This is a genomic window from Pseudomonas wadenswilerensis (assembly GCF_900497695.1).
GTDB lineage: Bacteria > Pseudomonadota > Gammaproteobacteria > Pseudomonadales > Pseudomonadaceae > Aquipseudomonas > Aquipseudomonas wadenswilerensis.
In genome coordinates, this window is the sequence record NZ_UIDD01000006.1 from 375,245 (window position 1) to 400,069 (window position 24,825).

The following is a 24,825-nucleotide window of genomic DNA, read 5'->3' on the forward strand; positions in this document are numbered from 1 at the left end:
CTTACCGAACGGGGAGAGGGAAATGTCCAAGTGCGAGCCGCAAGCCATACCGGTGCTGGCCAAGGGGCGGCGAAAGAGTCTGAACATGGACCAGGACAGCCTGGTGAGTTTCTCGCCGTTGTTCGAAGGCAGCAGCATTCCGCTGCTGTGCACCCCGCGGGTGGCCGGGGTGAACCTGGCCGAGTGGGCCGGTCAGAACCGTGAACTGATCGAACGCAAGCTCGACCAGCACGCGACCATCCTGTTTCGGGGGTTTGCGGTAGAGGATATCGGCGAATTCAACCAGTGCGTCGATGCGATCTCCGGCGGCGCGCTGGAGTACCTGTTCCGTGCCTCGCCGCGGACCCAGATCAGCCGCAAGCACAATGTCTACAGCTCGACCGACTACCCCTCGGCGGAGAAGATCTTCCCGCACAACGAGCACTCCTACTCGCCGGTATTCCCGTTGCACCTGTACTTCTACTGCGACCTGCCATCGGCCAGCGGTGGCGAGACGCCGTTTGGCGATACCCGGCTGATTCTGCCGCGTATCGACCCACAGGTGCGCGAGGCCTTCCAGCGCCAAGGCGTGCTCTACGTGCGCAACTATGGCGACGGCATGGGCCTGCCCTGGCAGACGGTGTTCCAGACCGAGGATCGCGCCGAGGTCGAAGCCTACTGCGCGAAGATCGGCATCACCCCCGAATGGAAGCCCGGTAATCGCCTGCGCACCCGGCAAAAAGGCCCGGCGATGGTGCGCCACCCGCGTACCGGCGAAACGGTGTGGTTCAACCACGCGACCTTCTTCAACGCCCTGACCTTACCCGAGAGCATTCGCGACAGCCTGCGTGCCGAGTTCGCCGACGACGACCTGCCGCAAAACACCTTCTTTGGTGACGGCAGCCCGATTCCCGAGGACTACGTGCGCCATCTTCAGCAGCTCTACCGCGAGGTCATGGTCGAGTTCCCCTGGCAGAAGGGCGACGTGGTGATCCTCGACAACATTTTCACTATTCATGCGCGCAACGGTTATGCCGGCCCGCGAAAAATACTCACGGCAATGGCCATCCCGCTCAAAAGCAGCGAAGTGGCGATCGGCTAAGGAAGACCCCATGACAGACGCGAACCCAGCAGAGATTTTCCAGACTTCGGCGCAGCAGGCGCTGATTCTCCAGGCCCAGAGCGAACAACCGCGCATTGCCCGGCTGTGGCTGAATTTTGCCGAGCCGGTCGAGCCAGGGCGGCTCGAGGCGGTGTTGAGTGAACTGGGCCAGCGCCACGAGATTCTGCGCACCCGTTACACCCAGGTCGCGGGGCTCAAGCTGCCGGTGCAGGAAATCGCCGAGCAGGTTCGCGTGAGCATTGCCCTTGTGCACACCGAAGCCCAGGCGCGGGCGCAGTTGAATGCGTTGCTTGAGCAAGCGCCTCTGGTGGCCTGCGTGGCCGGCGCGCAGGTGCTGGTCGGCGTGGCCCTGGCCAGCGCCGACCAGCAAGCGCTCGGGCAACTGGCAGAAGAGATCCTGGCGTTGTACCGGGGTGACACCCTGGCGCCCTTCGAGGCCTTGCAGTATGCCGACTACGCCGCCTGGCAGGCCGATCTTGATGAAGAGGCGTTCGCTCGCCAGGGCAAAGCCTACTGGCGTGGCCTGGCAGCAGCACAGGCCCCTGGGCGGCGCTTGCCCTTCGAAGCGATCGAACAGGGCGCAGGGGAGCGCAACCAGTGTCAACGCTTGAGCCCTGGCCTGAACTCGGCATTGGCCGTAATGCAGGCCGAGGCCGGGCTTGCACCGCCAGAGGCGCTGCTGTTTCTCTGGGGCAGTTTCCTCAGCGTGCTGACCCGGCAACAGCCGCTGCTGGTAGCGCTGGAGGTCGACGGACGCAATGACCAGCTGCAGCACACGCTTGGCCATTTTGCCCGACGCCTGCCGCAGGCATTCAACCTGCAGCCTGGCCTGGCGTTGCGGGAGCAGCTGGCAGCGTTCGCCGTGCAACTGGCCGAGGGCCGATCCTGGCTCGATTGCCTGAATGAACCGGACATGAGCGCTGCCGGGGCGCTGCCAGTGTTTGCCTGCGCCTACACCCAGGCGCCAGCGGCTGAACAGTGGCGGGTCGAACTGGATGACTATCGCAACGACAAGCTTTTCCTGAGTGCGCGGGCGCAAGCGGATGGCGTCTGCCTGCAACTGTCTGCGCCTGGGCAAGGGTTCGCACCTGCTCAATTGCAGGCTTGGCTGACGCAATTTGACACCTTTGCGCTCAACGCGGCGGCTGATCTTGGCTGTGCGCCTGAGCAGCTGAACACTGTCGATGCCGAGCAGGCCGCAGCCTTGCTGGCCCGTTTTGACCGCAGCCTGGCGCTGCCGGCTGCCGCCGATGATGCCCTGCATGGTCTGTTCGAGCAGATGGCGGCCTTGCATCCGCAACGTATCGCCTTGCAGATTGGCGATCAGCGCCTGAGCTATGCCGAACTGGACCGCCGGGCGGATGAACTGGCGCGCGCCCTGCAGGCATGCGGTGTGGGTGGCGACAGCGTGGTGGCGGTGTATGGTTCGCGCTCGGTGGAAATCGTCGTGGCCTTGCTGGGTATTCTCAAGGCGGGTGGCGCCTACCTGCCGCTGGATCCTGGCTATCCGGCCGAGCGCCTGTCGTTCATGCTGCATGATGCCCGGGCACAGTGCCTGATCAGCCTGCAGCCGCTGGCCGACGACATCGAGGTGGCGCCCGGGGTCCAGCGCTTGCAGCTGGATGCCTTGCCGCCCAGCGACCTGCTGCCTTTGCGCAAGCGCCATTCTGCGGCGAGCCTGGCTTACGTCATCTACACCTCCGGCTCAACCGGCAAGCCCAAGGGCGTGATGATCAGCCACGCCAATGCCTGTGCCTCGACCCGCGCCCGCGGCCTGTTCTATCGCCAGCCGCTGTTGCGCTTCCTGATGCTTTCGTCGTTTTCCTTCGACAGTTCGGTTGCCGGGATTTTCTGGAGCCTGGCCCAGGGCGGCACCCTGTGCCTGCCTGGCGAAGAGGAACACAAGGATCCGCAACGCCTTGCCGCACTGATCGAGCGCGAGCAGATTTCCCACTTCCTCGCGCTGCCCTCGTTCTATGCGCAGATCCTCGAACACCTGGAACAGCCGGCGCTGAGTTGTGTGATCGTCGCTGGCGAGGCGTGTCCGCCGGAGCTCGCCGTGCGTCACCGCCAGCGCCTGGCGCAAACTCTGCTGGTCAATGAATACGGGCCGTCGGAAAGTGCCGTGTGGTGCTCGGCCCATGCCCTGGAACAGGATCCGCAAGGCGAGCGGGTGCCCATCGGCGCACCGATCGCTGGCGCCCGCCTGCTGGCCCTGGATGAGGCTGGCGAAATGGCCGGCTTCGGTTGTGAAGGTGAGTTGTACGTCGGTGGCCCGGGGCTTGCGCGGGGTTACCTGCAGCGTCCGGGGCTGACTGCCAGCCGCTTTGTTCCCGATCCCTTTGCCAAGGAACCCGGGCAGCGCCTGTACCGTACCGGGGATCGGGTCAGCGCCGGGGTCGATGGTTGCATCGACTACCTTGGGCGCCTGGATTTCCAGCTGAAGATTCGCGGTTTTCGTATCGAACTGGGCGAGATCGAATCGCGCCTGGCGCAGTTGCCGGGTGTCCGCGAAGCGGCGGTGGTCGTGCGCGAAAGCGCTGCCGGGGCGCAATTGGCGGCCTATGTGCTGCACACAGACGGGCAGACCCCAGCGAGTACCGAACAATCCTTGCTCGATGCCTTGCGCGAACAACTGCCCGAGTACATGGTGCCGGCCTTCGTGCGCGTGCTCGAGCGTTTCCCGCTGACCCCCAATGGCAAACTCGACCGCAATGCCCTGGCGGCGCTGCAGCCGCAGAGCCACGAGTTCGTGGCGCCGCGTAATGAGCTGGAAGCAACCCTGGCAGCAATCTGGCAGGAGGCGCTGCACCTGGAGCAGGTGGGTATCCATGACAACTTCTTTGCCCTGGGCGGCCATTCGCTGCTGGCGACGCGTATCCGCTCCGAAGTCCAGGCGCGCCTGAACCTTAACCTGCCGCTGCGGGTGTTCTTCGAGGGTGAGACCGTCGCCTTGCTGGCGGAGCAAGTGGCGCAGTATCGCGATTCCGGCCTGAGTGAAAGCAAGGTCGATGCCCTCGAAGCCCTGTTCGACGCGGCGGAGCAGGTATGAGCCAGCTGAACGAACGCATGCTCACCCTGGCCAAGCGCTTTGCCGCGCTGGGGCCGTTGGAGCAGAAAGCACTGCAGGCGCGAATGATCGAGCAGGGGTTGTCGCTGGAGATGCTGCCGATCCCGCCGCGCCAGCAGGCCGACGAACTCATCCAGGCCTCCTATGCCCAGCAACGGCTGTGGTTTCTCTGGCAACTTGATGCGCAATCGAGTGCCTACAATCAACCGGCCGTGTTGCGCCTGCAAGGCGCACTGGACTGCGCGGCGCTGGGCGCTAGCCTGCAGGCGCTGATCAACCGCCATGAAGCCTTGCGCACCAACTTCGAACTGATCGACGACAGGGTCGTGCAGCGCTGTCACGCTGACCGCTCGTTGAGCTTGCAGGTGCTGGATCGCAGCGGCCTGGATGAGTCGGCTCTGCAGACCGAACTGGCCGCCTTGATTGCGCAGCCCTTTGACCTGGCAACCGACCTGTTGCTGCGTGCCACGCTGATTCGTCTGGGGCAGGACGAGCATGTGCTGGTGTTCTGTACGCACCATATCGTTACCGATGCCTGGTCGATGCCGATTCTGGTCGATGAAGTAAGCGGTCACTATGCGCGTATCAGTCAGGGCCAGGCGGGCGCGCAACCCGCGGCCTTGAGCGTGCACTATGCCGACTATGCCAAGTGGCAGCGTCTGTGGTTGCAGGCCGGGGAAGCCGATCGGCAACTGGCCTACTGGCAGGCACGGCTGGGCAGCGAACCGGTGTCGTTGGCGTTGCCGTTGGATCGCCCGCGGCCGATGCTGCGCGAGCAGCGCGGCGCCCGCCACACGCTGGCGCTGGAGCCGGGCCTGGGGCAGGACTTGCGGCGCTTCGCCAGTGGCCAGGGGGCGACCCTGTTCATGGTGCTGCTGGCCGGCATCCAGGCTTTGTTGCATCGCTACAGCGCCGCAGGCACGGTGCGGGTCGGCACCCCGGTGGCAAACCGCGGCCGTGCCGAGGTCCAGCACCTGATCGGTTTCTTCGTTAACACCCAGGTGTTGCAGGCCGAGATTGAACCGTGGATGAGCTTCGAGCAACTGCTTGCCCAGGTCCGGGAACGGGTGCAGGAGGCCCAGGCCAATCAGGACCTGCCGTTCGAGCAACTGGTCGATGCCCTGCAGCCTGATCGCAGCCTTAACCAGACGCCGCTGTTTCAGGTGTTGTTCAATCACCAGGCCAGTGCTGCGCCAGCAACCGAGCGGAACCTGCCGGGCTTGCGCCTGCAGGCACTGGACAGCGGCAGCGAATCGGCCCGTTTCGACCTGACCTTCAACACCCATGAGCTGGGTAGCCAGCTGCAGGCATCGCTGGTCTACGCCGAGGATGTGTTCGACGCCGCAACCATCGAACAGATGGCCGGGCACTGGCTTAACCTGTTGCGTGCAGCGCTGGCCGAACCGCAGCGGCCATTGGGTGAACTGGCACTGCTCGCGCCGCAGCAACAGCAGGCGCTATTGGCCAGTGCGGCGCCAGCCCAAGCGCTGACGCTGCAGGGCAGTGTGCACGGGCAGATCGAGCAACAGGCCAGGTTGCATCCCGAGCGCCTGGCGCTGGTGGAGGGCGAACGACAACTGAGCTACGCCGCGCTCAACACCCGCGCCAACCAGCTGGCGCACCGCATGATTGCCCTGGGAGTCGGTGCGCAGGACAAGGTCGCGATACTTGCCGAGCGCTCGCTGGAATCGCTGGTCGCGCTGCTGGCAACGCTCAAGAGTGGGGCGGCCTATGTGCCGCTCGATCCCCAGCTGGCACCACGGCGCCTGCAGCAGATGGTCGAGGCCAGTCGCTGTAGCCTGGTGCTCGGGCGCGCCGGCGCGCTGCAAGCGCTGGCGCCGTGCGCGCAACTGGCGACCCTGGCCCTTGATGATGCGCAGGCCTATGCCCCGGCGCAGCACGACCCGCAATGCCGGAGCGAGCTTGAGGCACTGGCCTATGTGATTCACACCTCCGGCTCCACTGGCCAGCCCAAAGGGGTGATGGTCAGTCATGGGGCGCTGCTGCATTACCTGCAGGGCCTGGAAGCGCGCCTGCCGCTGGCTGACGTGCAGCGGCTGGCCCTGGTCTCGACCCTGGCAGCCGACCTCGGCCATACCGTGGTGTTCGGGGCCTTGTGCCAGGGGCGGACCCTGCACCTGATCGACAGTGACCTGGCACTCGATGGCCACGGCTTTGGCCAGTACCTGCAGCAGCAGCGCATCGATGCCCTGAAAGTGGTGCCTTCGCATTTTGCCGCGCTGCTGGGCCAGGACAACCAGGCGGTCATTCCCCAGCGTTGCCTGATCCTCGGCGGCGAGTCGCCGACACCCGGGTTGCTCGAGCGTATCAAGCGCCTGGCACCGGATTGCCGGGTGTTCAACCACTATGGCCCGACCGAATGTACCGTCGGTGCGCTGGCCGGTGAGCTTGAGGGTGACACGGCCATCCACCTTGGCCGTGCGCTGCAAAACCGTCAGGCGCTGGTGCTCGATGCCGGGTTGCAATTGATGGCCAGCACTTGCCCGGGCGAGTTGTACCTGGGCGGCGCGGGTATTGCCCGCGGTTATCATGAACAGCCCGGGCTGACCGCCGAGCGTTTCGTGCCGGACCCATTCGCCGCCCAGCCCGGTGCCAGGATGTACCGCAGCGGTGATCTGGTGCGTCGTGGCGGCGATGGCCAGCTGGTGTTTATCGGTCGGGCTGACCAGCAGTTGAAGATTCGAGGCTACCGGATCGAAACCGGCGAGATCGAGGCGTGCCTACGGCGTCATCCGGCGCTGGCCGAGGCCCTGGTGATGGCCTGGCAGGAAGGCGAGCAACAGCACTTGCTGGCTTATCTGGTGCCCGTCGACCCCGCTGCAGCGCCTGCCGAGTTGAGTGCACAAGTGGCTGATGCACTGCGCGAACGCCTGCCGGCCTATATGCTGCCCAGCCGCTGGGTGGTCCTCGAACGTCTGCCGCTGACCGCCAACGGCAAGCTTGATCGCAAGGCTTTGCCCGCGCCTGTCACACCGGTGTCGGTGGCCTCCAGCCAGGGCGTCGGGACGGCCCTGGAACTGCGTTTGGCGAGTGTGTGGCAAGAGGTGTTGCGCTGCCCGCAGGTGGGGCTGGACGATAACTTCTTCGAGCTGGGTGGCGACTCCATCGTTTCCATTCAACTGGTCAGCCGTGCCCGTAGCGCCGGCATCCATTTCAGCGCCCGGGATATCTTCCAGCACCAGACCGTGCGCAGCCTGGCCGCCCAGGCAACCCAGGGCGCTGCCCGGCAGGTGGTCGAGCGCGGGGCCGAGCAAGGCGTATGTCAGCTGTTGCCGATCCAGCAGGGCTTTTTCGCCACCGACATTCCCCAGCGCCAGCACTGGAACCAGTCGATTCTGCTGCGCCCGCAGGTGGCGCTGCAGGGGCCGGTGCTGGAGCAAGCCTTGCAGGCCCTGCTGGATCAGCATGATGCCCTGCGTGCCCGCTTCGAGCCTGGCGCCGCTGGCTGGCACTGCCACCTGCAGGCGCCGGCGCCGGTGGCCGAACTACTGTGGCAGCGGCATCAGGTGAGCGCCGCCGACCTCGATAGCCTGGTCAACCAGGCGCAGCGCAGCCTGCGCCTGGACGGCGGCAGCTTGCTGCGCGCCTTGCTGGTGAACCTTGAAGACGGCAGCCAGCGTCTGCTGCTGGCTGCCCATCATCTGGTGGTCGACGGCGTGTCCTGGCGAATTCTGCTGGAAGATTTGCAAAGTGCCTACGGCCAATGCCTGGCCGGGCAGCCGCTGCAATTGCCGCCGCGCACCAGTTCGCTGCGCGAGTGGGCGCAGCGCCTGGCGCAATGGGCGCATGCGCCTGCCCAGCAGGCGCGCCTGGATTACTGGCAGGCGCAGTTGGCAGATGTTCCCGCTTCGCTGCCAGGCATGCGTTTCGCACAGGCGGCCAGCAGCGCCAGCAAACAGGTGTGCGTCACCCGCCTGGACGCTGAAACCACTAGCCGGTTGTTGCAGCAGGCCAATGGCGCCTACCGCACGCAGATCAATGACCTGCTGCTGACGGCCCTGAGCCGGGTGCTGTGCCGCTGGACCGGCCAGGCGGCGATCAACGTCCAGCTTGAAGGCCATGGCCGTGAGGAGCTGTTCGACGATGTTGACCTTTCGCGCACGGTGGGCTGGTTCACCAGCCTGTTTCCGCTGCGCCTGGCCCCCGCGTCGACGCTGGCCGACTCGATCAAGCAGATCAAGGAGCAACTGCGCGCAGTGCCACAGCGTGGTATCGGCTTCGGGGCGCTCAAATACCTCGGCCCGCAAGCTGCCCGTGAGCGCTTGCAGGGGTTGCCGACGCCGCGTATCACCTTCAACTACCTGGGCCAGGTCGACGGGGCCTTCAATGCCCAGGCGCTGTTGCTGCCCGCCACCGAGTCCAAGGGTGACGAACGCAGCCCGGAGGCGCCGCTGGGCAACTGGCTGACGGTCAGCGGCCAGGTCTACCAGGGACGCTTGAGCCTGGACTGGACCTTTAGCGACGCGATGTTCGAGCCGGCGCAGATCCAGCGCCTGGCCGATGACTATGGTGCCGAGTTGAATGCCCTGGTCGGCCATTGCCTGGCGCCCGGGCAGGGTGGCCTGACGCCCTCGGATGCGCCGCTGGCCGGGCTTGACCAGGCCGCGCTGGACGCCTTGCCGGTGGCCAGCCATCTGCTGGCGGACCTCTACCCGCTGTCGCCGATGCAACAGGGCATGCTGTTCCACTCGCTCTACCAGACCGAGACCGGGGCTTACATCAACCAGCTCGACTGTACCGTGCGTGGCCTGGACCCCGAGCGCCTGCATCACGCCTGGCAAGCCACGGTCGATGCGCACGATATCCTGCGCACCGGGTTCATCTGGCAGGGTGAGCAGGCGCAGCCGCTGCAAGCGGTCTATCGGCACGCCGAGCTGGAATTCCAGCTGCTGGACTGGCGCAGCCGCCCTGACTTGCAGGCCGCCTTGCAGGAACTGGCAGCAAGCGAGCGGGCCCGCGCTTTTGAGCTGGCCCAGGCACCGCTGATGCGCGTGGCACTGGTGCGATGCGCGCAATCGTCCTACCAGTTGATCTACACCCACCACCACATCCTCATGGACGGCTGGAGCAGCTCGCGCCTGATGGGGGAGGTGATGCAGCGCTATCAGGGCCAGGACCCGGGGCGCCCGGCGCGCTCGATTCGCGAGTACATCGGCTGGCTGCAGGAGCAGGATCCGGCAGCCGCGCAGGCGTTCTGGGAGACGCAGCTGGCTGGCCTGCAAGCGCCCACGCGGTTGCTCGATGCGATTGTCAGCAAGCCCGAGCAAGCCTCGGGCATCGGTCACTTCGACAGCTGCCTGAGCGCCGACGACAGCGAGCGGTTGAAGGGCTTTGCCCGTAGACAGAGACTGACGTTGAATACCCTCGTGCAGGCTGCCTGGGCCTTGTTGCTGCAACGCTACACAGGGCAGGACAGCGTGTGCTTTGGTGCCACGGTATCGGGGCGTCCGGCGCAATTGCCCGGTATCGAGCAACAGGTGGGGCTGTTCATCAACACCTTGCCGGTGATCGTCAGCCCGGACCCGCAACAACCCGTAGGTGCGTGGCTGCAACAGTTGCAAGCGCTCAACCTGGCCTTGCGCGAATATGAGCACACGCCGCTGTACGAAATTCAGCGCTGGGCCGGGCGCGGTGGCGAGGCCTTGTTCGACCATATTCTGGTGTTCGAGAACTTCCCGATCGCCGAGGCCTTGCAGCAGGCGGGTGACCAGGCCCTGCAATTTGACGGGGTGCAACAACACGAGCGTACCAACTACCCGTTGACCCTGGCTGCAGGGCTGGGCGACACCTTGCAGTTCCAGTTCAGCTACGACCGTGCCGCGCTTTCTGCGTCCGCCGTAGCGGGCCTGGCCGGTCATTTGCACATCCTGCTCATGGGGCTTGCCCAGGATCCCGGCCAAGCCCTTGGACGGTTGTCGCTGCTGGACGCCGAGCATCTGCAGCAGCGCCTGCTCGAGGACGGCGCCCTTGGCCCGCTGGTACACGAGGCTTTCGCCGCCAATGCCGCGCGCACTCCCGAGGCCATTGCGCTGATTTGTGAAGGCCAGCACTTGCGCTATGGCGAGCTCAATGCCCGGGCCAACCAGCTCGCCCACCGATTGCGCGGCGAAGGCGCCGGGCCGGAAACCCTGGTGGGGATCGCCATCGAGCGTTGCAGCGACCTGGTGGTTGCGGTGCTGGCGGTGCTCAAGTCCGGGGCGGCCTATGTGCCGCTGGACCCCGAGTACCCGGTGGAGCGCCTGAGTGCCATGGTCGCCGACAGCGGCGCCCGCTTGCTGCTGACCCGCAATGCCTTGCTGCAACGCCTGCCGGCGCTGGCCGGTTTGCAGGTGTTGAGTCTGGATGACGATCTGCAAGGCTTTGCCAGCGATGATCCGCAGACACCGCTGTTGGCCGATAACCTGGCCTACGTGATCTTCACTTCCGGTTCGACCGGCAGGCCCAAGGGTGTGGCGGTAAGTCATGCGGCGCTGGCCCGCCACACGCAAGCGGCAATCGAGATGTTGCAGCTCAGTGCCCGGGACCGGGTGCTGCAGTTCGCCACGTTCAACTTCGACCCGTTCGTTGAGCAGCTGTTTGCCAGCCTCACGGTCGGCGCGACGGTGATCATGCGCGGCGACCAGCTGTGGAGCAGTGAGCGCTGGCTGCAGGAGGTCCGTAGCCAGGGGATTACCGTGGCCAACCTGAGCACCGCCTATTGGGCGACCATTGCCCGTGATCTGGCCCACGGCGGGCCGCAGGACATGGCCGCGCTGCGCCTGATGATCTGCGGTGGCGAGGCCATGTCGGCCGCCGCCCTGGCCGATTGGCGCCAGGCCCTCGCCACGCCGGTAAAACTGCTCAATGCCTATGGCCCCACCGAGGCGACGGTGACCGCCAGCGCGCATGACTGCAGCGTCTACCTCGACCCGCAGCAGACGGTACCGAGTGTGCTGCCTATCGGCCGGCCCCTGGCCGGGCGCAGGCTGTACCTGCTCGACAGCCAGGGACAACCGGCGGCGGCCGCAGTCGCCGCCGAGCTGAGTATCGGCGGCGAGTTGCTTGCCCGTGGGTACTACGGGCGCCCGGGCTTGACGGCCGAGCGCTTCATCCCCGATCCCTTTGCCGGGCCGGGGGCGCGCCAGTACCGCACCGGTGACCTGGTCTGGGCAGGCGCGGACCAGGTGCTGGGTTACCTTGGCCGGCTCGACCAACAGGTCAAGGTGCGGGGTTATCGGATCGAGCCCGGTGAAATCGAAGCCCGCCTGCTTGAGCACCCGCAGGTAGGCGAGGCGCTGGTGCAGGTGCATCAGGGGGCAACCGGCGCGCAACTGGTGGCCTACCTTGTGCCAGCTGGCGGCCAAGCCCGGCTTGCGCTCGATGCCTGCAAGGCCTGGGTCGCCGCAGCGCTGCCTGCCTATATGGTGCCGGCCCACTGGGTCATGCTCGAGCGCCTGCCGCTCAGCCCCAACGGCAAGCTTGACCGGCAGTCGCTGCCGCTGCCGGACCTGAACCAGGCCGTTGCGGCCTACCAGGCACCTCGCGATGAGTTCGAGCAACAGGTGGCGCTGATCTGGCAACAGGTTCTGCACGTCGAACAGGTCGGGCTGGCGGACAACTTCTTCGAGTTGGGTGGGCATTCGTTGCTGGCGACCCAGGTCATTGTTCGTCTGCGCGGGCAGATGGGGCTGGAGGTGCCCCTGGAAAATCTGTTCCTGGCCAGCGACCTGGCAGCGTTCTGCAGCCAGGCGCGCGGGCTGCGAAACGAGGCAAAACCCCTTGAAGACGAATTGGCTAAATCTTTGGAGGCTCTCAAACGTTTATCAAGCGCAGAGCTTGAAAAGCTGATTTCCTAAAGGAGTTTTTGACGTGCAAGAATTGATCGGTGCGGTTGGGGCATTGTCGGCAAAAGAGCGCAAGGCCCTGGCCATCATGCTCAAAGAGAAAGGTATCAATCTCTTTGCTGTTGCACCGATCTTCAAGCGGGAGGCTGGCGCACCGTTGTTGCTGTCCTACGCCCAGCAGCGCCAGTGGTTTCTCTGGCAACTGGAGCCGCAGAGCGCGGCGTACAACATCCCGGCTGCCTTGCGCTTGCGCGGGGCCCTGAACCTGCCTGCCTTGCAGGCCGCTTTCGAGGTGCTGATCGCCCGTCATGCAGCCTTGCGCACCGGCTTCGTCCAGCAAGGCGAGCAGACCCTGCAGGTGATTCGTCAGCCAGGTGATTTCAAGCTGGCGATCCAGCCTCTCGGCGAAGGCGTGGCGACCGAGACTGCCATCGAGGCCTTCCTTGCGGCGCAGTTGGGCGAGCCCTTTGATCTGGAACTGCAACCACTGCTGCGCGCGGCGGTATTGCAGGTGGCAGAAGATGAGCATGTGCTGGCGCTGGCCTTGCATCACATCATTGCCGATGGCTGGTCGATGCAGGTGCTGGTCCGCGAACTGATGCAGGTGTATGCCGGGCAGGTTCGTGGGGTGCCGGTGCAGCTGGCCGAGTTGCCTGTCGACTACGCTGACTATGCCCTGTGGCAACGTGAATGGATGGACGCCGGGGAGCGTGAGCGGCAACTCGGCTACTGGGTCGGCGAACTCGGGCGTGAGCCGCTGGTGCTCGAACTGCCCACCGATCATCCGCGGCCGCTGCGCCAGAGTTTTCGCGGTGCGCGCCTGGAGATCGATATCGATCCGGCGCTGGCGGCAGGGCTCAAGCGGCTGGCGCAACAGCACAATGTCACCGTGTTCATGTTGTTGCTGGCATCATTCCAGACCCTGTTGCACCGCTACAGCGGCCAGCAGGCTGTGCGTGTCGGCGTGCCGGTGGCCAACCGTACCCGGGTCGAGACCGAAGGCCTGATCGGCTTTTTCGCCAACACCCAGGTACTGGCTGCGCAGTTCGACCCATTGCTGTCTTTTGCCTCCCTGCTGCAGCAGGTCAAACAGCGGGTGCTGGGTGCACAGTCGCACCAGGATCTGCCGTTCGAGCAACTGGTCGAAGCCCTGGCGCCGGAGCGCTCACTCAGTCACAACCCGTTGTTCCAGGCCATGTTCAACCACCAGGGCAGTGCGCTTCAACGCCCTGCGCCAGGCAACGACGGGCTGGGTTTGCAGGTGCAGCCCCTGGCGCGGGAGGCCAGCACGGCCCAGGTCGACCTGACGTTGGCCACCGAAGAGCACGCCCAGGGCCTGACGGCGGCACTGACCTATGCGACCGATCTGTTCAGTGCCGCCAGCGCAGAAAAAATGGCCGGCCACTGGCGCAATCTGTTGCGCGCCATCGTTGCCAACCCACAACAGGTGGTTGGTGAACTGGGCATGCTCGATGCAAACGAGCGCCAGCGCATCACCGGTGATTGGAATGCGACCGGCGTCGACTATCCGCAAGAGGTGTGCATCCATCGCCTGATCGAGGCCCAGGTGCGGCGTACACCGCAGGCGCCGGCGCTGCAGTTTGCCGGCCAGGCGCTCAGTTATGCGCAGCTCAACGCCCGGGCCAACCAGCTGGCGCGGCGGCTGGTCAGTGCCGGTGTCGGTCCCGATCAACTGGTCGGGATCGCCCTCGAACGCAGCGTGGAGATGGTGGTTGCCTTGCTCGCGGTGCTCAAGGCCGGCGGCGCTTATGTACCGCTGGATCCTGAGTATCCCCGCGAACGCCTGGCGTACATGATCGAAGACAGCGCCGTCAGCCTGGTGCTGACCAGTGCTGCCTTGATGCCGGGGTTGCCATTGCCTGCGGCTGTGCATGCCCTGGCGGTCGATGAGCTGGACCTGGCAGGCGAGGCGCAGGGTGATCTGGACATCGTCAACGATGGCGAGCACCTGGCGTACATGATCTACACCTCGGGTTCTACCGGCCGGCCGAAAGGGGCTGCCAACCGCCATCGGGCCTTGAGCAACCGCCTGTACTGGATGCAGCAGGCGTACAGCCTCGATGCCGGTGACACCGTCCTGCAAAAGACCCCGTTCAGTTTCGATGTATCGGTGTGGGAGTTTTTCTGGCCGCTGATGAGCGGCGCGCGCCTGGTCGTGGCCCAGCCGGGGGATCACCGTGATCCGTCCCGCCTGGCCCGGCTGATTCGCGAGTCCCGGGTCACCACCGTGCATTTCGTTCCGTCGATGCTGCAGGCGTTCATGCTCGATAGCGAGGCCGCCACCTGCACCAGCCTGCAACGGATCATCTGCAGTGGTGAAGCGCTGCCGCTGGAGGTCCAGCAGCAGGTGCTGACCCAGCTGGCCCAGGCGAAACTGTACAACCTCTACGGGCCGACCGAGGCGGCAATCGACGTCACCCACTGGACCTGCCAGGCCCAGGAGCACCACAGCGTGCCGATCGGCCAGCCGATTGCCAACCTCAGTACTTTTATCCTCGACGCCGGGTTCAACCCGGTGCCGGCGGGGGTGATCGGTGAGCTGTACCTGGGTGGCGAAGGCCTGGCTCGCGGCTATCACCGCCGCCCGGGGCTGACGGCCGAGCGCTTCATCGCCAACCCGTTCGCCAGTGGGCAACGGCTGTATCGCACCGGCGACCTGGCGCGTCAGCGCGAGGATGGGGTGATCGAATATGCCGGGCGCATCGATCATCAGGTGAAGATTCGTGGCCTGCGCATCGAACTTGGCGAAATCGAGGCGCGCTTGCAGGAGCAAGCCGCTGTCAGCGAGTGCGTGGTCATTGCCGGGCAGGGCGCGACGGGGGTGCAGTTGCTGGCCTATGTGGTGGCCAGCGATGGCGCTGTGGCCATGGCCGACCAGGCCAGCCAGCAAGCCCTGGCCGATCAGCTCAAGGCTGAGCTGGGCCGGGGCCTGCCAGACTACATGGTGCCGACGCAGTTGATCTTTTTGCCGGCCATGCCGCTGTCGCCCAACGGCAAGCTTGACCGCAAGGCCTTGCCTGCACCTGATCTGAATAGCGTACAGGCGGTGTACCGGGCGCCGGTCAGCGCCCAGGAACAGGCCGTGGCCGAAATCTGGCAGCAATTGCTCAAGTGCGAGCAGGTTGGCCTGGACGACGACTTCTTTGCCCTGGGTGGCCACTCCTTGCTGGCTACCCAGCTGGTCTCTCGGGTGCGTCAGGCACTGGCGGTGGAGGTGGCGCTGCGCACGGTGTTCGAGCACAGCCGTTTGCAGGCCTTCGTTGCCGCGCTGTGCCAGGCGCCGAGCAGCAATCAGCTGCCGATGCAGGCCGTCGATCGCAGGGCGGGCGTGCCGTTGTCCTATGCCCAGGAGCGTCAGTGGTTTCTCTGGCAGCTCGATCCGCACAGTACCGCGTATGTGATTCCCATGGTCCTGCAGCTCGATGGCGAGCTCGATGGCGAGGCGCTTGAGCAAGCGTTCGTGACCTTGCTCGAACGGCATGAAAGCCTGCGTACCGGATTTGCCGAGCGCGATGGCCAGTGCGTGCAGCTGATCCGTGACCAGGTGGATTTCCAGGTGCGACGCCATACCCTGGCGCAAGACGGCGATGCAACAGCGCTCAGCGACAGTTTCGTACGCCAGGCGGTGTGCAAGCCCTTTGACCTGCAGCACGACCTGCTGCTGCGCGCCGACTTGCTTGGTGTCGGCCCACAGCGCCATGTGCTGGTGGTGACTCAGCACCATATCGTGTCGGATGGCTGGTCGATGCAGGTGATGATCGACGAGTTGCTGCAGTGCTACGCCGCGCTGTGCAAGGGCCAGGTGCCGCAGTTGCCGCCTCTGCCAATCCAGTACGCCGACTACGCCGCCTGGCAGCGCCAGTGGATGGATGCGGGTGAGCGTGAGCGGCAACTCGACTACTGGCAAGAGCAGCTCGGGCGTCAGAGTGTGGTCCTGGAGCTGCCCGCCGATCATGTCCGGCCGGTGCAGCAAAGCTTGCGCGGTGCGCGACTGGAGTTGCCGATCAGTAGTCAGTTGCATCGAGCGTTGCGCCAGTTGGCCGAGCAGCAGGGGGTGACCCTGTTCATGCTGCTGCTTGCCGCCTACCAGACACTGTTGTTCCGTTATAGCGGGCAGTCGCGCATTCGCGTCGGGGTGCCGATCGCCAACCGTAACCGCCTGGAAACCGAGCGCCTGATCGGCTTTTTCGTCAACACCCAGGTGTTGCAAGCCGACCTTGATGGCCAGCAAGGCTTCGACGAATTGCTCAAGCAAGTGCGTCAGGTCACCTTGCAAGCCCAGGAACATCAGGACTTGCCGTTCGAACAACTGGTCGATGCCCTGCAGCCGGAGCGCAGCCTCAGCTATAGCCCGTTGTTCCAGGTGATGTATAACCACCAGGCCGAGCAGGTTGCAGGTGCGCAGCGTGGCGGTGGCCCGCTCGACCTGCAGATCACCAGCCTCGGTTGGTCGGGCGAGAATGCCCAGTTCGACCTGACCCTGAGCACGCACGAGAGTGCCGATAGCCTGGCGGCTTCGTTCACCTATGCCACCGACCTGTTCGAAGCCGGTACTGTCCAGCGTATGGCAGACCATTGGCTGCGCCTGCTGCAGGCCATTGTCCAGGCACCGGGACAGGCCCTGGGTGAGCTGTCATTGCTCGCCGTTCACGAGCGTGACCAGCTGTTTGCCCTGAACCCGGCGCGTGAACCCTTCGATGCCGATAGCTGCATCGACCAGCTGATCGCCCAGCGTGCCCAGGCTGCACCGCAAGCCCTGGCGCTGATTGATGGCGAACAGTCCTATTCCCACGCCTGGCTGCAAAGCCGCGCCAACCGCCTGGCCCACCGCCTGATCGAACTGGGCGTCGGCCCCGAGGTGCGGGTCGGCGTGGCCATGGCGCGCAGCGCCGAGCTGGTGGTGGCCCTGCTGGCGGTACTCAAGGCCGGCGGCACCTATGTGCCACTGGACCCGGACTACCCGCGCGAGCGGCTCAGCTACATGCTCGAAGACAGCCAGGCGCAAGTGCTGCTGACCCAGGCCGGGGTGCTCGAGGCCTGGCCGGACGACATCGTCACCGTGCTGGTCGAAGACGACGCCCGCTACCCGGACAGTGCGCCGGCGCCGCGCGCCACGGCGCAGAACCTCGCCTATGTGATCTACACCTCCGGTTCCACCGGCCAGCCCAAGGGCGTGGCCATCGCCCACCGCAACGTCGCGGCCCTGGCGCACTGGTCGCAGCAGGTCTACCGCGCTGAAGACATCCAGGGCGTGCTGGCCTCGACCTCGGTGTGCTTCGACCTGTCGGTCTGGGAGATCTTCGTCACCCTGGCCAATGGCGGTTTCCTGGTCATGGCCCGCAACGCCCTGGAACTGCCGCAGTTGCCGGCCCGTGAGCAGGTACGCCTGATCAACACCGTGCCGTCGGCGATTGCCGCCTTGCAGCGTGCCGGCGAAATCCCGGCGAGCGTTAAAATCATCAACCTGGCCGGCGAGCCGCTCAAGCAGGCGCTGGTCGAGGCACTGTACGCCGAGACCGCGGTGGAGCAGGTCTACGACCTGTACGGGCCGTCGGAAGACACCACCTATTCGACCTTCAGCCGCCGCCAGGCCGGTGGCCAGGCCAACATCGGCCGGCCATTGTTCAACACCGCCAGCTACCTGCTCGATGCCCAGCTGCAAGCGGTGCCGCAGGGCGTGGCCGCTGAGCTGTACCTGGCCGGCGACGGCCTGACCCGCGGCTACCTGCTGCGCCCGGGGCTGACCGCCGAGAAGTTCGTGCCCAACCCGTACGGGCCGCCGGGCGAGCGCATGTACCGCAGCGGCGACTTGACCCGCTACCGCGCCGACGGCGTGCTGGAGTACATCGGCCGTATCGACCACCAGGTCAAGGTTCGCGGTTTCCGTATCGAGCTGGGCGAGATCGAGGCGCGCCTGCACCAGCAACCGGCGGTGCGCGAAGCGGTGGTGCTGGCGGTCGACGGCGCCAGCGGTCAGCAACTGGTGGGCTACGTGGTGGCCAGCCAGGCGCTCGATGCCGAGCAGCTCAAGGCCGGCCTGCGCCAGTACCTGCCGGACTACATGGTGCCGGTGCACCTGCTGCAACTCGAACAACTGCCACTGACGCCCAACGGCAAGCTCGACCGCAAGGCCTTGCCGATGCCGGACCTGAGCCAGCTGCAAGCCGCCTACGTGGCTCCGCACAGCGACCTGGAGCAGCGCATCGCCGCCATCTGGCAGGACGTGCTCAAGCTGGAACGGGTCGGCCTGAGCGACAACTTCTTTGAACTGGGCGGCGACTCGATCATCTCCATCCAGGTGGTCAGCCGGGCGCGGCAGGCGGGCATTCATTTCACTCCCAAGGCACTGTTCCAGCACCAGACCGTACAGGGCCTGGCGACGGTGGCAAGCCTCGGGGCCAGCGGCCTTGCGGTCGACCAGAACCGGGTCGAAGGGGCGAGCACGCTGCTGCCGATCCACCGGGTGTTCTTCGACGAAGTGCAGGTCGAGCGCCATCACTGGAACCAGTCGGTGCTGCTCAAACCGCACCAACTGCTCGATGGCGCGGTGCTGGAGCAGGCCTTGCAGGCGCTGCTGGAACAGCACGATGCGCTGCGCCTGGGCTTTGTCGAAAACCACGGCGAGTGGCAGGCGACCTACCATGGCCTGCCGAACCACAGCGTGCTGTGGCAGCGCGAGGTCGCCGATGCCGAGGCGCTGGAACAACTCGGCCAGCAGGCCCAGCGCAGCCTTGACCTGAACAGCGGCCCGCTGCTGCGTGCGGTGCTGGCGACCCTGGGCAATGGCGAGCAACGCCTGCTGCTGGTGATCCATCACCTGGCAGTGGACGGCGTGTCGTGGCGGATCATTTTCGAAGACCTGCAGCAGGCTTACGAGCAACTGCGCGAGGGCCAGGCCGTGCAACTGCCGGCCCGCACCCACAGCGTGCGTGACTGGGCCCAGCGCCTGCAGGCCTACGCCTTGAGCACTGAAGTCCAGGCCCAGCGCAGCTACTGGCAGGGGCAACTGGCCGGGGTGCAGACGGCGCTGCCGGGCGCCCGCGCGGACGCCAGCCTGGCCAACCAGCATGGCCGCTCGGTGCACAGCCGCTTGTCGCCGGAGCTGACCCGGCGCCTGTTGCAGGAAGCGCCGGCGGCCTACCGCACCCAGGTCAACGACCTGTTGCTCAGCGCCCTGGCGCGGGTGATCGGGCGCTGGAGCGGCCAGGCCGATACCCTGATCCAGCTCGAAGGCCATGGCCGTGAAGAGCTGTTCGACGACCTCGACCTGACCCGCACCGTCGGCTGGTTCACCAGCTTGTTCCCGCTGCGCATCAGCGCCACCGACGCCCTGGGCAGCAGCATCCAGCAGGTCAAGGAACAGCTGCGTGCGATCCCGGACAAGGGCCTGGGCTGGGGCGCCTTGCGCTACCTCGGCGACAGCGCCAGCCGCGAGAGCCTGGCGGTGCTGCCGGTGCCACGGATCACCTTCAACTACCTGGGCCAGTTCGACGCCAGCTTCGATGCCGAGGAGGGGGCGCTGTTCGTGCCGGCGGCCGAAGCGGTGGGCCCGGACCAGAGCCCGCAAGCCAACCTGGGCAACTGGCTGAGCCTGAACGGCCGGGTGTATGCCGGTGAGTTCAGCCTGGGCTGGCGCTTCAGCCGGGAGATGTTCGACGAAGCCACGGTGCAGCGCCTGGCCGACGATTATGCCGCCGAACTGCAGGCACTGATCGAGCACTGCTGTGAACTGAAGGTACGCTCGGCGACGCCGTCGGACTTCCCCCTGGCCGGGCTCAGCCAGGCCCAGCTTGAGCAACTGCCGGTGGCCCTGGAGCAGGTCGAGGACATCTACCCGCTGTCGCCGATGCAGCAGGGCATGCTGTTCCATACCCAGGAAGGCAATGGCGCCGACCTGTATATCAACCAGATCAGTGTCCAGGTCGAAGGCCTCGACAGCGCTCGCTTCGAAGCGGCCTGGAACCAGGTGATCGAACGGCACGAGATCCTGCGCACTGGCTTCTGCAATAGCGCAACCCTTGAGCAGCCCTTGCAGTTGGTCTACAAGCAGGCGCGTATGCCGATCAACTGCCTGGACTGGCGTGACCGCGAGGTGACCCAGGAGCAACTGCAGGCCCTGGCGGCCGCCGAATGCGCCAGAGGCTTCGACCTGCCGAGCGCGCCGTTGACCCGCCTGGCCCTGGTACAGACCGGCGCCGACCAGCACCAGTTGATCTGGACCAGCCACCACATCCTGATGGACGGCTGGAGCAATTCGCGCTTGCTCGGTGAAGTGCTCCAGGCCTATGCCGGGCAGGCACTGCCAATGCGCCAAGGGCGCTACCGCGACTATATCGACTGGCTGCAGCGCCAGTCAGCGGTCAGCCGCCAGGCGTTCTGGCAAGAGCGCCTGCGCGAACTTGAAGGGCCAACCCTGCTGGCCAGCAGTATCGGCCCGCAACCGGCGCCCGGCTTGCAGGGCCATGATGCGTTGTACCTGAAATGGGACGAAGCGCAGACCCAGGTATTCAAGGCCGCTGCACAGCGCCTGCGCGTCACCCCCAACACCCTGGTACAGGCCGCCTGGCTGTTGCTGCTGCAGCGTTACAGCGGCCAGCAGACGGTCAGTTTCGGTGCGGTGGTCGCCGGTCGACCGGCCTCCCTGGCCGGGGCCAACGAAATGCTCGGCTTGTTCATCAACACCTTGCCGATCATCCAGACCGTGCAACCTGAGGTCAGTGTCCACCAGTGGCTGACGCAGCTGCAGGCCTACAACCTGGAAGCCCGTGACCATGAACAGACGGCGCTGGCCGATATCCAGCGCTGGGCCGGGCAGGGGGGGCAGGCCCTGTTCGATAGCATCATCGTGTTTGAAAACTACCCGGTGGACGAGCGCTTGCAACAAGGCAGCGAGACCGGCTTGCGCTTTGGCAAGACCAGTGGCCGCGATGTCACCAACTACGCCATGGACCTGGCCGTCAGCCTCAATGCCACGCTGTCGATCGAGTTCCTCTACCTGCGCGAGCGTTTTACGCCGCAAGCCTGCGCACAACTCATGCAAGGCTTCGAGAACCTGCTGCGGGCCTTGCTCGACCAGCCGCACGCGACAGTCGGCAGTCTTGGCCTGCTTGACGATGCCGGGCTGCATGCCCTGCAACAGCGCAATGCCCTGCCGCAGGCGGGCCAGGCCCAGGCCCTGAGCGAGGCGATTGCCACCCAGGCCCGGCTGCGTCCGGATGCCGTGGCGGTGGTCTGCGCCGATCAGCAACTGACCTATGCCGAGCTGGAACAACGTGCCTCACTGCTGGCCCAGCACCTGATGGCCCAGGGGGTGGGGCCGGAAGTCTTTGTCGGCGTGGCGCTGGAGCGTTCGGTCGAGGTGATCGTGGCGTTCTATGCCGTGATGAAGGCCGGCGGCGCCTATGTGCCGCTGGACATCGACTACCCGCGTGAACGTTTCGACTGGATCATCGAGGACTCGGCCATGGCCGTGCTCATCACCCAGCGCAGCGTCCGTGAGCGGCTGGGGGACGCCCGGGTGCCGGTGCTGCTGGAACTGGACCAACTGACCCTGCAGCCCGATGCGCCGCAACGGCCATGGCCACGCGCCGAGGCCGACAACCTGGCGTACCTGATCTATACCTCCGGCTCTACCGGCAAGCCCAAGGGCGTTGCCGTGGCCCGCGGCCCGATTGCCATGCATTGCCGGGCCATTGCCGAGCGTTACGCCATGAACACGCAAACACGCGAGCTGTTGTTCATGTCGTTCGCCTTTGACGGTGCCCAGGAGCGCTGGCTGTCGACCCTGCTGTGCGGCGGGTGCCTGATCGTGCGCGACAATCAGCTGTGGACAGCCGAACAAACCTTCAATGCCCTGCACGAGCAGGCGATCACTATCGCCTGTTTCCCGCCGGCTTACCTGCAGCAACTTGCCGAGTATGCCGAAGGCCGCGTGCCGCCGGCGGTGCAGGTCTACTGCTTTGGGGGGGATGCGGTGGCCGAGGCCAATTTCGAGCGGGTCAAACGCACGCTCAAACCGCGCTACCTGACCAACGGCTACGGCCCGACCGAGACCGTGGTCACGCCACTGCTGTGGAAAGTCGACGCCAACGCCCAGTGCAACGCCGCCTACGCGCCGATCGGCACACGGGTCGGCGAGCGCACCCTGTATGTGCTCGACAGCCAGCTCAACCCGCTGCCAATGGGCGCCGCCGGTGAGCTGTACATCGGTGGCCAAGGGCTTGCCCGTGGCTACCATGCACGCCCGGGGCTGAGTGCCGAGCGCTTCGTCGCCGACCCGTTCAGCAGCGAGGGTGGTCGCCTCTACCGTACCGGCGACCTGGTGCGCCAACGCGAGGACGGCGTGTTCGATTACCTCGGGCGTCTTGACCATCAAGTGAAGATCCGCGGCTTTCGCATCGAGCTGGGTGAAATCGAGGCGCGTCTGCGTGAGCAGGAGAGTGTCCGCGATGCGGTCGTGGTCGCACGCCGCAATGCCCATGGCAACCAGTTGATCGCCTATGTGGTGGCCAACAGCGTGGCCGGGCTAGAGAAGCGCTTGCGCGGTGCGCTGCAGCAGGTGCTGCCGGACTATATGGTGCCAAGCCGGATCCTGGTGCTCGATGCCTTGCCGCTGAGCCCCAATGGCAAGGTCGAGCGCAAGGCGCTGCCGGACCCGGAGGCCATCGAACGCAAATACGTGGCGCCGCGCAACGAGCTGGAACAGGCGCTGGTGCAGATTTGGCAGGAAGTCCTGGAGGTCGAACAGCTCGGTATCACCGACAACTTCTTCGAGCTCGGTGGTGATTCGCTGCGTATTCTCAAGGTCTTGAGCAAGGTCCGTAGTCGTCCCGCGCTGGGTTTCGAGCTCAAGCTGCGGGACATGATGAACAGCCCGAGCATTGCTCAGCTCAGCGGCTATGAACCGGTGCAGGAGCAAGGGCTCGACCCGTTGCTGTTGCTCAATGCTCGCTGCCCGCAGGTGCCGCCGTTGTTCTGCCTGCATGCCGGTTTCGGCACGGTGTTCGACTACGAGCCGCTGGCCCGTCAGCTGGATGGGCAGTGCAGTGTCTATGGTCTGCAATGCCGAATGTTGCTGGACCGGGACTGGCAGGACGAATCGCTGCCGGCCATGGCCATCGATTACGCCCAGTACATTCGCCAGAAACAGCCGCAAGGCCCTTACCGCTTGCTGGGTTGGTCGTTGGGTGGCGCCCTGGCGTTGCTGGTGGCCGATGAACTGGTACGCCAGGGCCAGCAAGTGGCGTTCGTTACCCTGGTCGACAGCTTCATCCCATCGGCGCAACCGGTCGCGCCCACCAGCGATTACACCGGCGAGCTGCAGGCCTTCCTGGCCGTGGCCTTGCAGCGCGAGGTGCACAGCCTGCCCGCGCTGACCTGCCAGGCCCCGTTGCAGTACCCGGCGTTGCTGGAGCTGGTCGGCAGCTTGCAGCAAGGCGCTGAACCTGGAATGGGCTTTGATGCACAGGACCTGGCCCATGGCTTCATGGTCGCCATGCGCTTGAAGGCCTTGAGCGAGCAACTGCAGACGCTGCCTGAGGTGAGCGCCCCGGTCCATTGCTGGTGGGCGGGCGAGCCGCAGGGCACCGATGTCGAGCGCTTCGAGCAGGGCCTGACGAACCGGCAAGAGCGGCAAGTGCTGGCTACCCGTCACGATGAGATTCCACGTCATCCGGCCTTGTTGCAGTCTCTGCGCGATCAATTGTGCAGCCTTGAAGCAATCGACGGCTGAGTCTTCCCGGGCCCTGCTTGCAGGGCCCGTTTTTCACTTTATTGAAGGATACGATGATGCATGTGCATCCTGACCTGGCGGCGTTTCTCGAACTGGCCGAGCTGGGCCGGCTGACCGGGAGCAACCGGCCTCTGCATGAATTGCCGGTGACCCAGGCTCGCGAAGTGTTCGAACAGGCTTCGGCGGTGCTCGACCCGACGCCGCCGGCGCTACTGACTGTCAGCGAACTGACCCTGCCGGCGCGGGATGGGGTGTTGTTGCCGGCGCGCCTGTACCGCCGGCCGGGCAGCGACAGCAAGCCGTTACCGGTGCTGTTTTACCTGCATGGCGGTGGTTACGTGGTCGGCAGCCTCGACTCCCATGATTCGGTGTGCCGGCGTCTGGCGGCCAGCGGCTGCTTCGCGGTGTTCGCGCCATCCTATCGGCGCGCGCCGGAACATGGGTTTCCGGTACCGCTCAACGATACGCTCGACGCGGCCAACTGGCTGGCGACGCAAGCCGCTGCGCTGCAACTGGACAGCCAGCAGGTGATCTTCATCGGCGACAGCGTTGGCGCCTCGCTGGCCAGCGTGCTGAGCCTGACCGCCGTGCACCACCGCGATCAATTGAACCTTGCACCGCGGGCGCAGATGCTCCTGTACCCGGTGACCGACCTGTCCCGTGAGCGTGACTCGCACCGCACCTACGCTGAAGGCTACTTGCTGGAAACCGCCACCTTGCGCTGGTTCTATCGCCAGTACCTGGGGGCGCATGGCTCGGCGACGGACTGGCGGGTTTCACCGCTGCTGCACCCGGACCCGCGCGGCTTGCCGCCTACCTACCTGGCGGTGGCGGGTTTCGACCCGTTGCACGATGAAGGCCTGGCCTATGCCCAGGCTCTGGAGCAGGCCGGGGTTGCGCTGACCCTGCGCCGGGTCGAGGACATGACCCATGACTACCTGCGCATGTCAGGGATGGTGGCGGACGTCGAGGCTATTTACGCCGAGCTTGAGAACTGGGCGCTGAACCAGTTGGGCTGAAGGTGCGGGCAAAAAAAGGTTGTTCACGGAATCCTGGG

Annotated in this window: 5 protein-coding genes; all 5 read left to right on the forward strand. The window is 65.6% G+C overall.

All coding sequences use genetic code 11. The features are described from left to right. The first annotated feature begins 22 nt into the window (after positions 1-22). Genes CCOS864_RS10585 through CCOS864_RS10610 form a run of 5 tightly spaced genes read left to right on the forward strand, consistent with a single transcriptional unit; the run spans position 23 to position 24,787 of the window. Positions 23-1,081, forward strand: a complete 1,059-nt coding sequence (locus tag CCOS864_RS10585) for a TauD/TfdA family dioxygenase (protein WP_115086244.1) — start codon at positions 23-25, stop codon at positions 1,079-1,081. Positions 1,082-1,091: 10 nt separating this feature from the next. After that, complete coding sequence (locus CCOS864_RS10590) at positions 1,092-4,154, forward strand: non-ribosomal peptide synthetase (protein WP_115086245.1); 3,063 nt, start codon at positions 1,092-1,094, stop codon at positions 4,152-4,154. Further along, positions 4,151-12,028 carry a non-ribosomal peptide synthetase gene (locus CCOS864_RS10595; RefSeq protein ID WP_244211898.1) on the forward strand — a complete coding sequence of 2,626 codons (7,878 nt, stop codon included), beginning with the start codon at positions 4,151-4,153 and terminating at the stop codon, positions 12,026-12,028. The genes CCOS864_RS10590 and CCOS864_RS10595 overlap by 4 nt, the downstream gene beginning before the upstream one ends. 13 nt (positions 12,029-12,041) lie before the next feature. Next, positions 12,042-23,768, forward strand: coding sequence for a non-ribosomal peptide synthetase (locus CCOS864_RS10605; RefSeq protein ID WP_244211899.1), 11,727 nt, complete (start codon positions 12,042-12,044; stop codon positions 23,766-23,768). A 56-nt stretch (positions 23,769-23,824) separates the two neighbouring features. Further along, entirely contained in the window at positions 23,825-24,787 is a 963-nt protein-coding gene (locus tag CCOS864_RS10610; protein ID WP_115086246.1) for an alpha/beta hydrolase, read from the forward strand. The last annotated feature ends 38 nt before the right edge of the window (positions 24,788-24,825 follow it).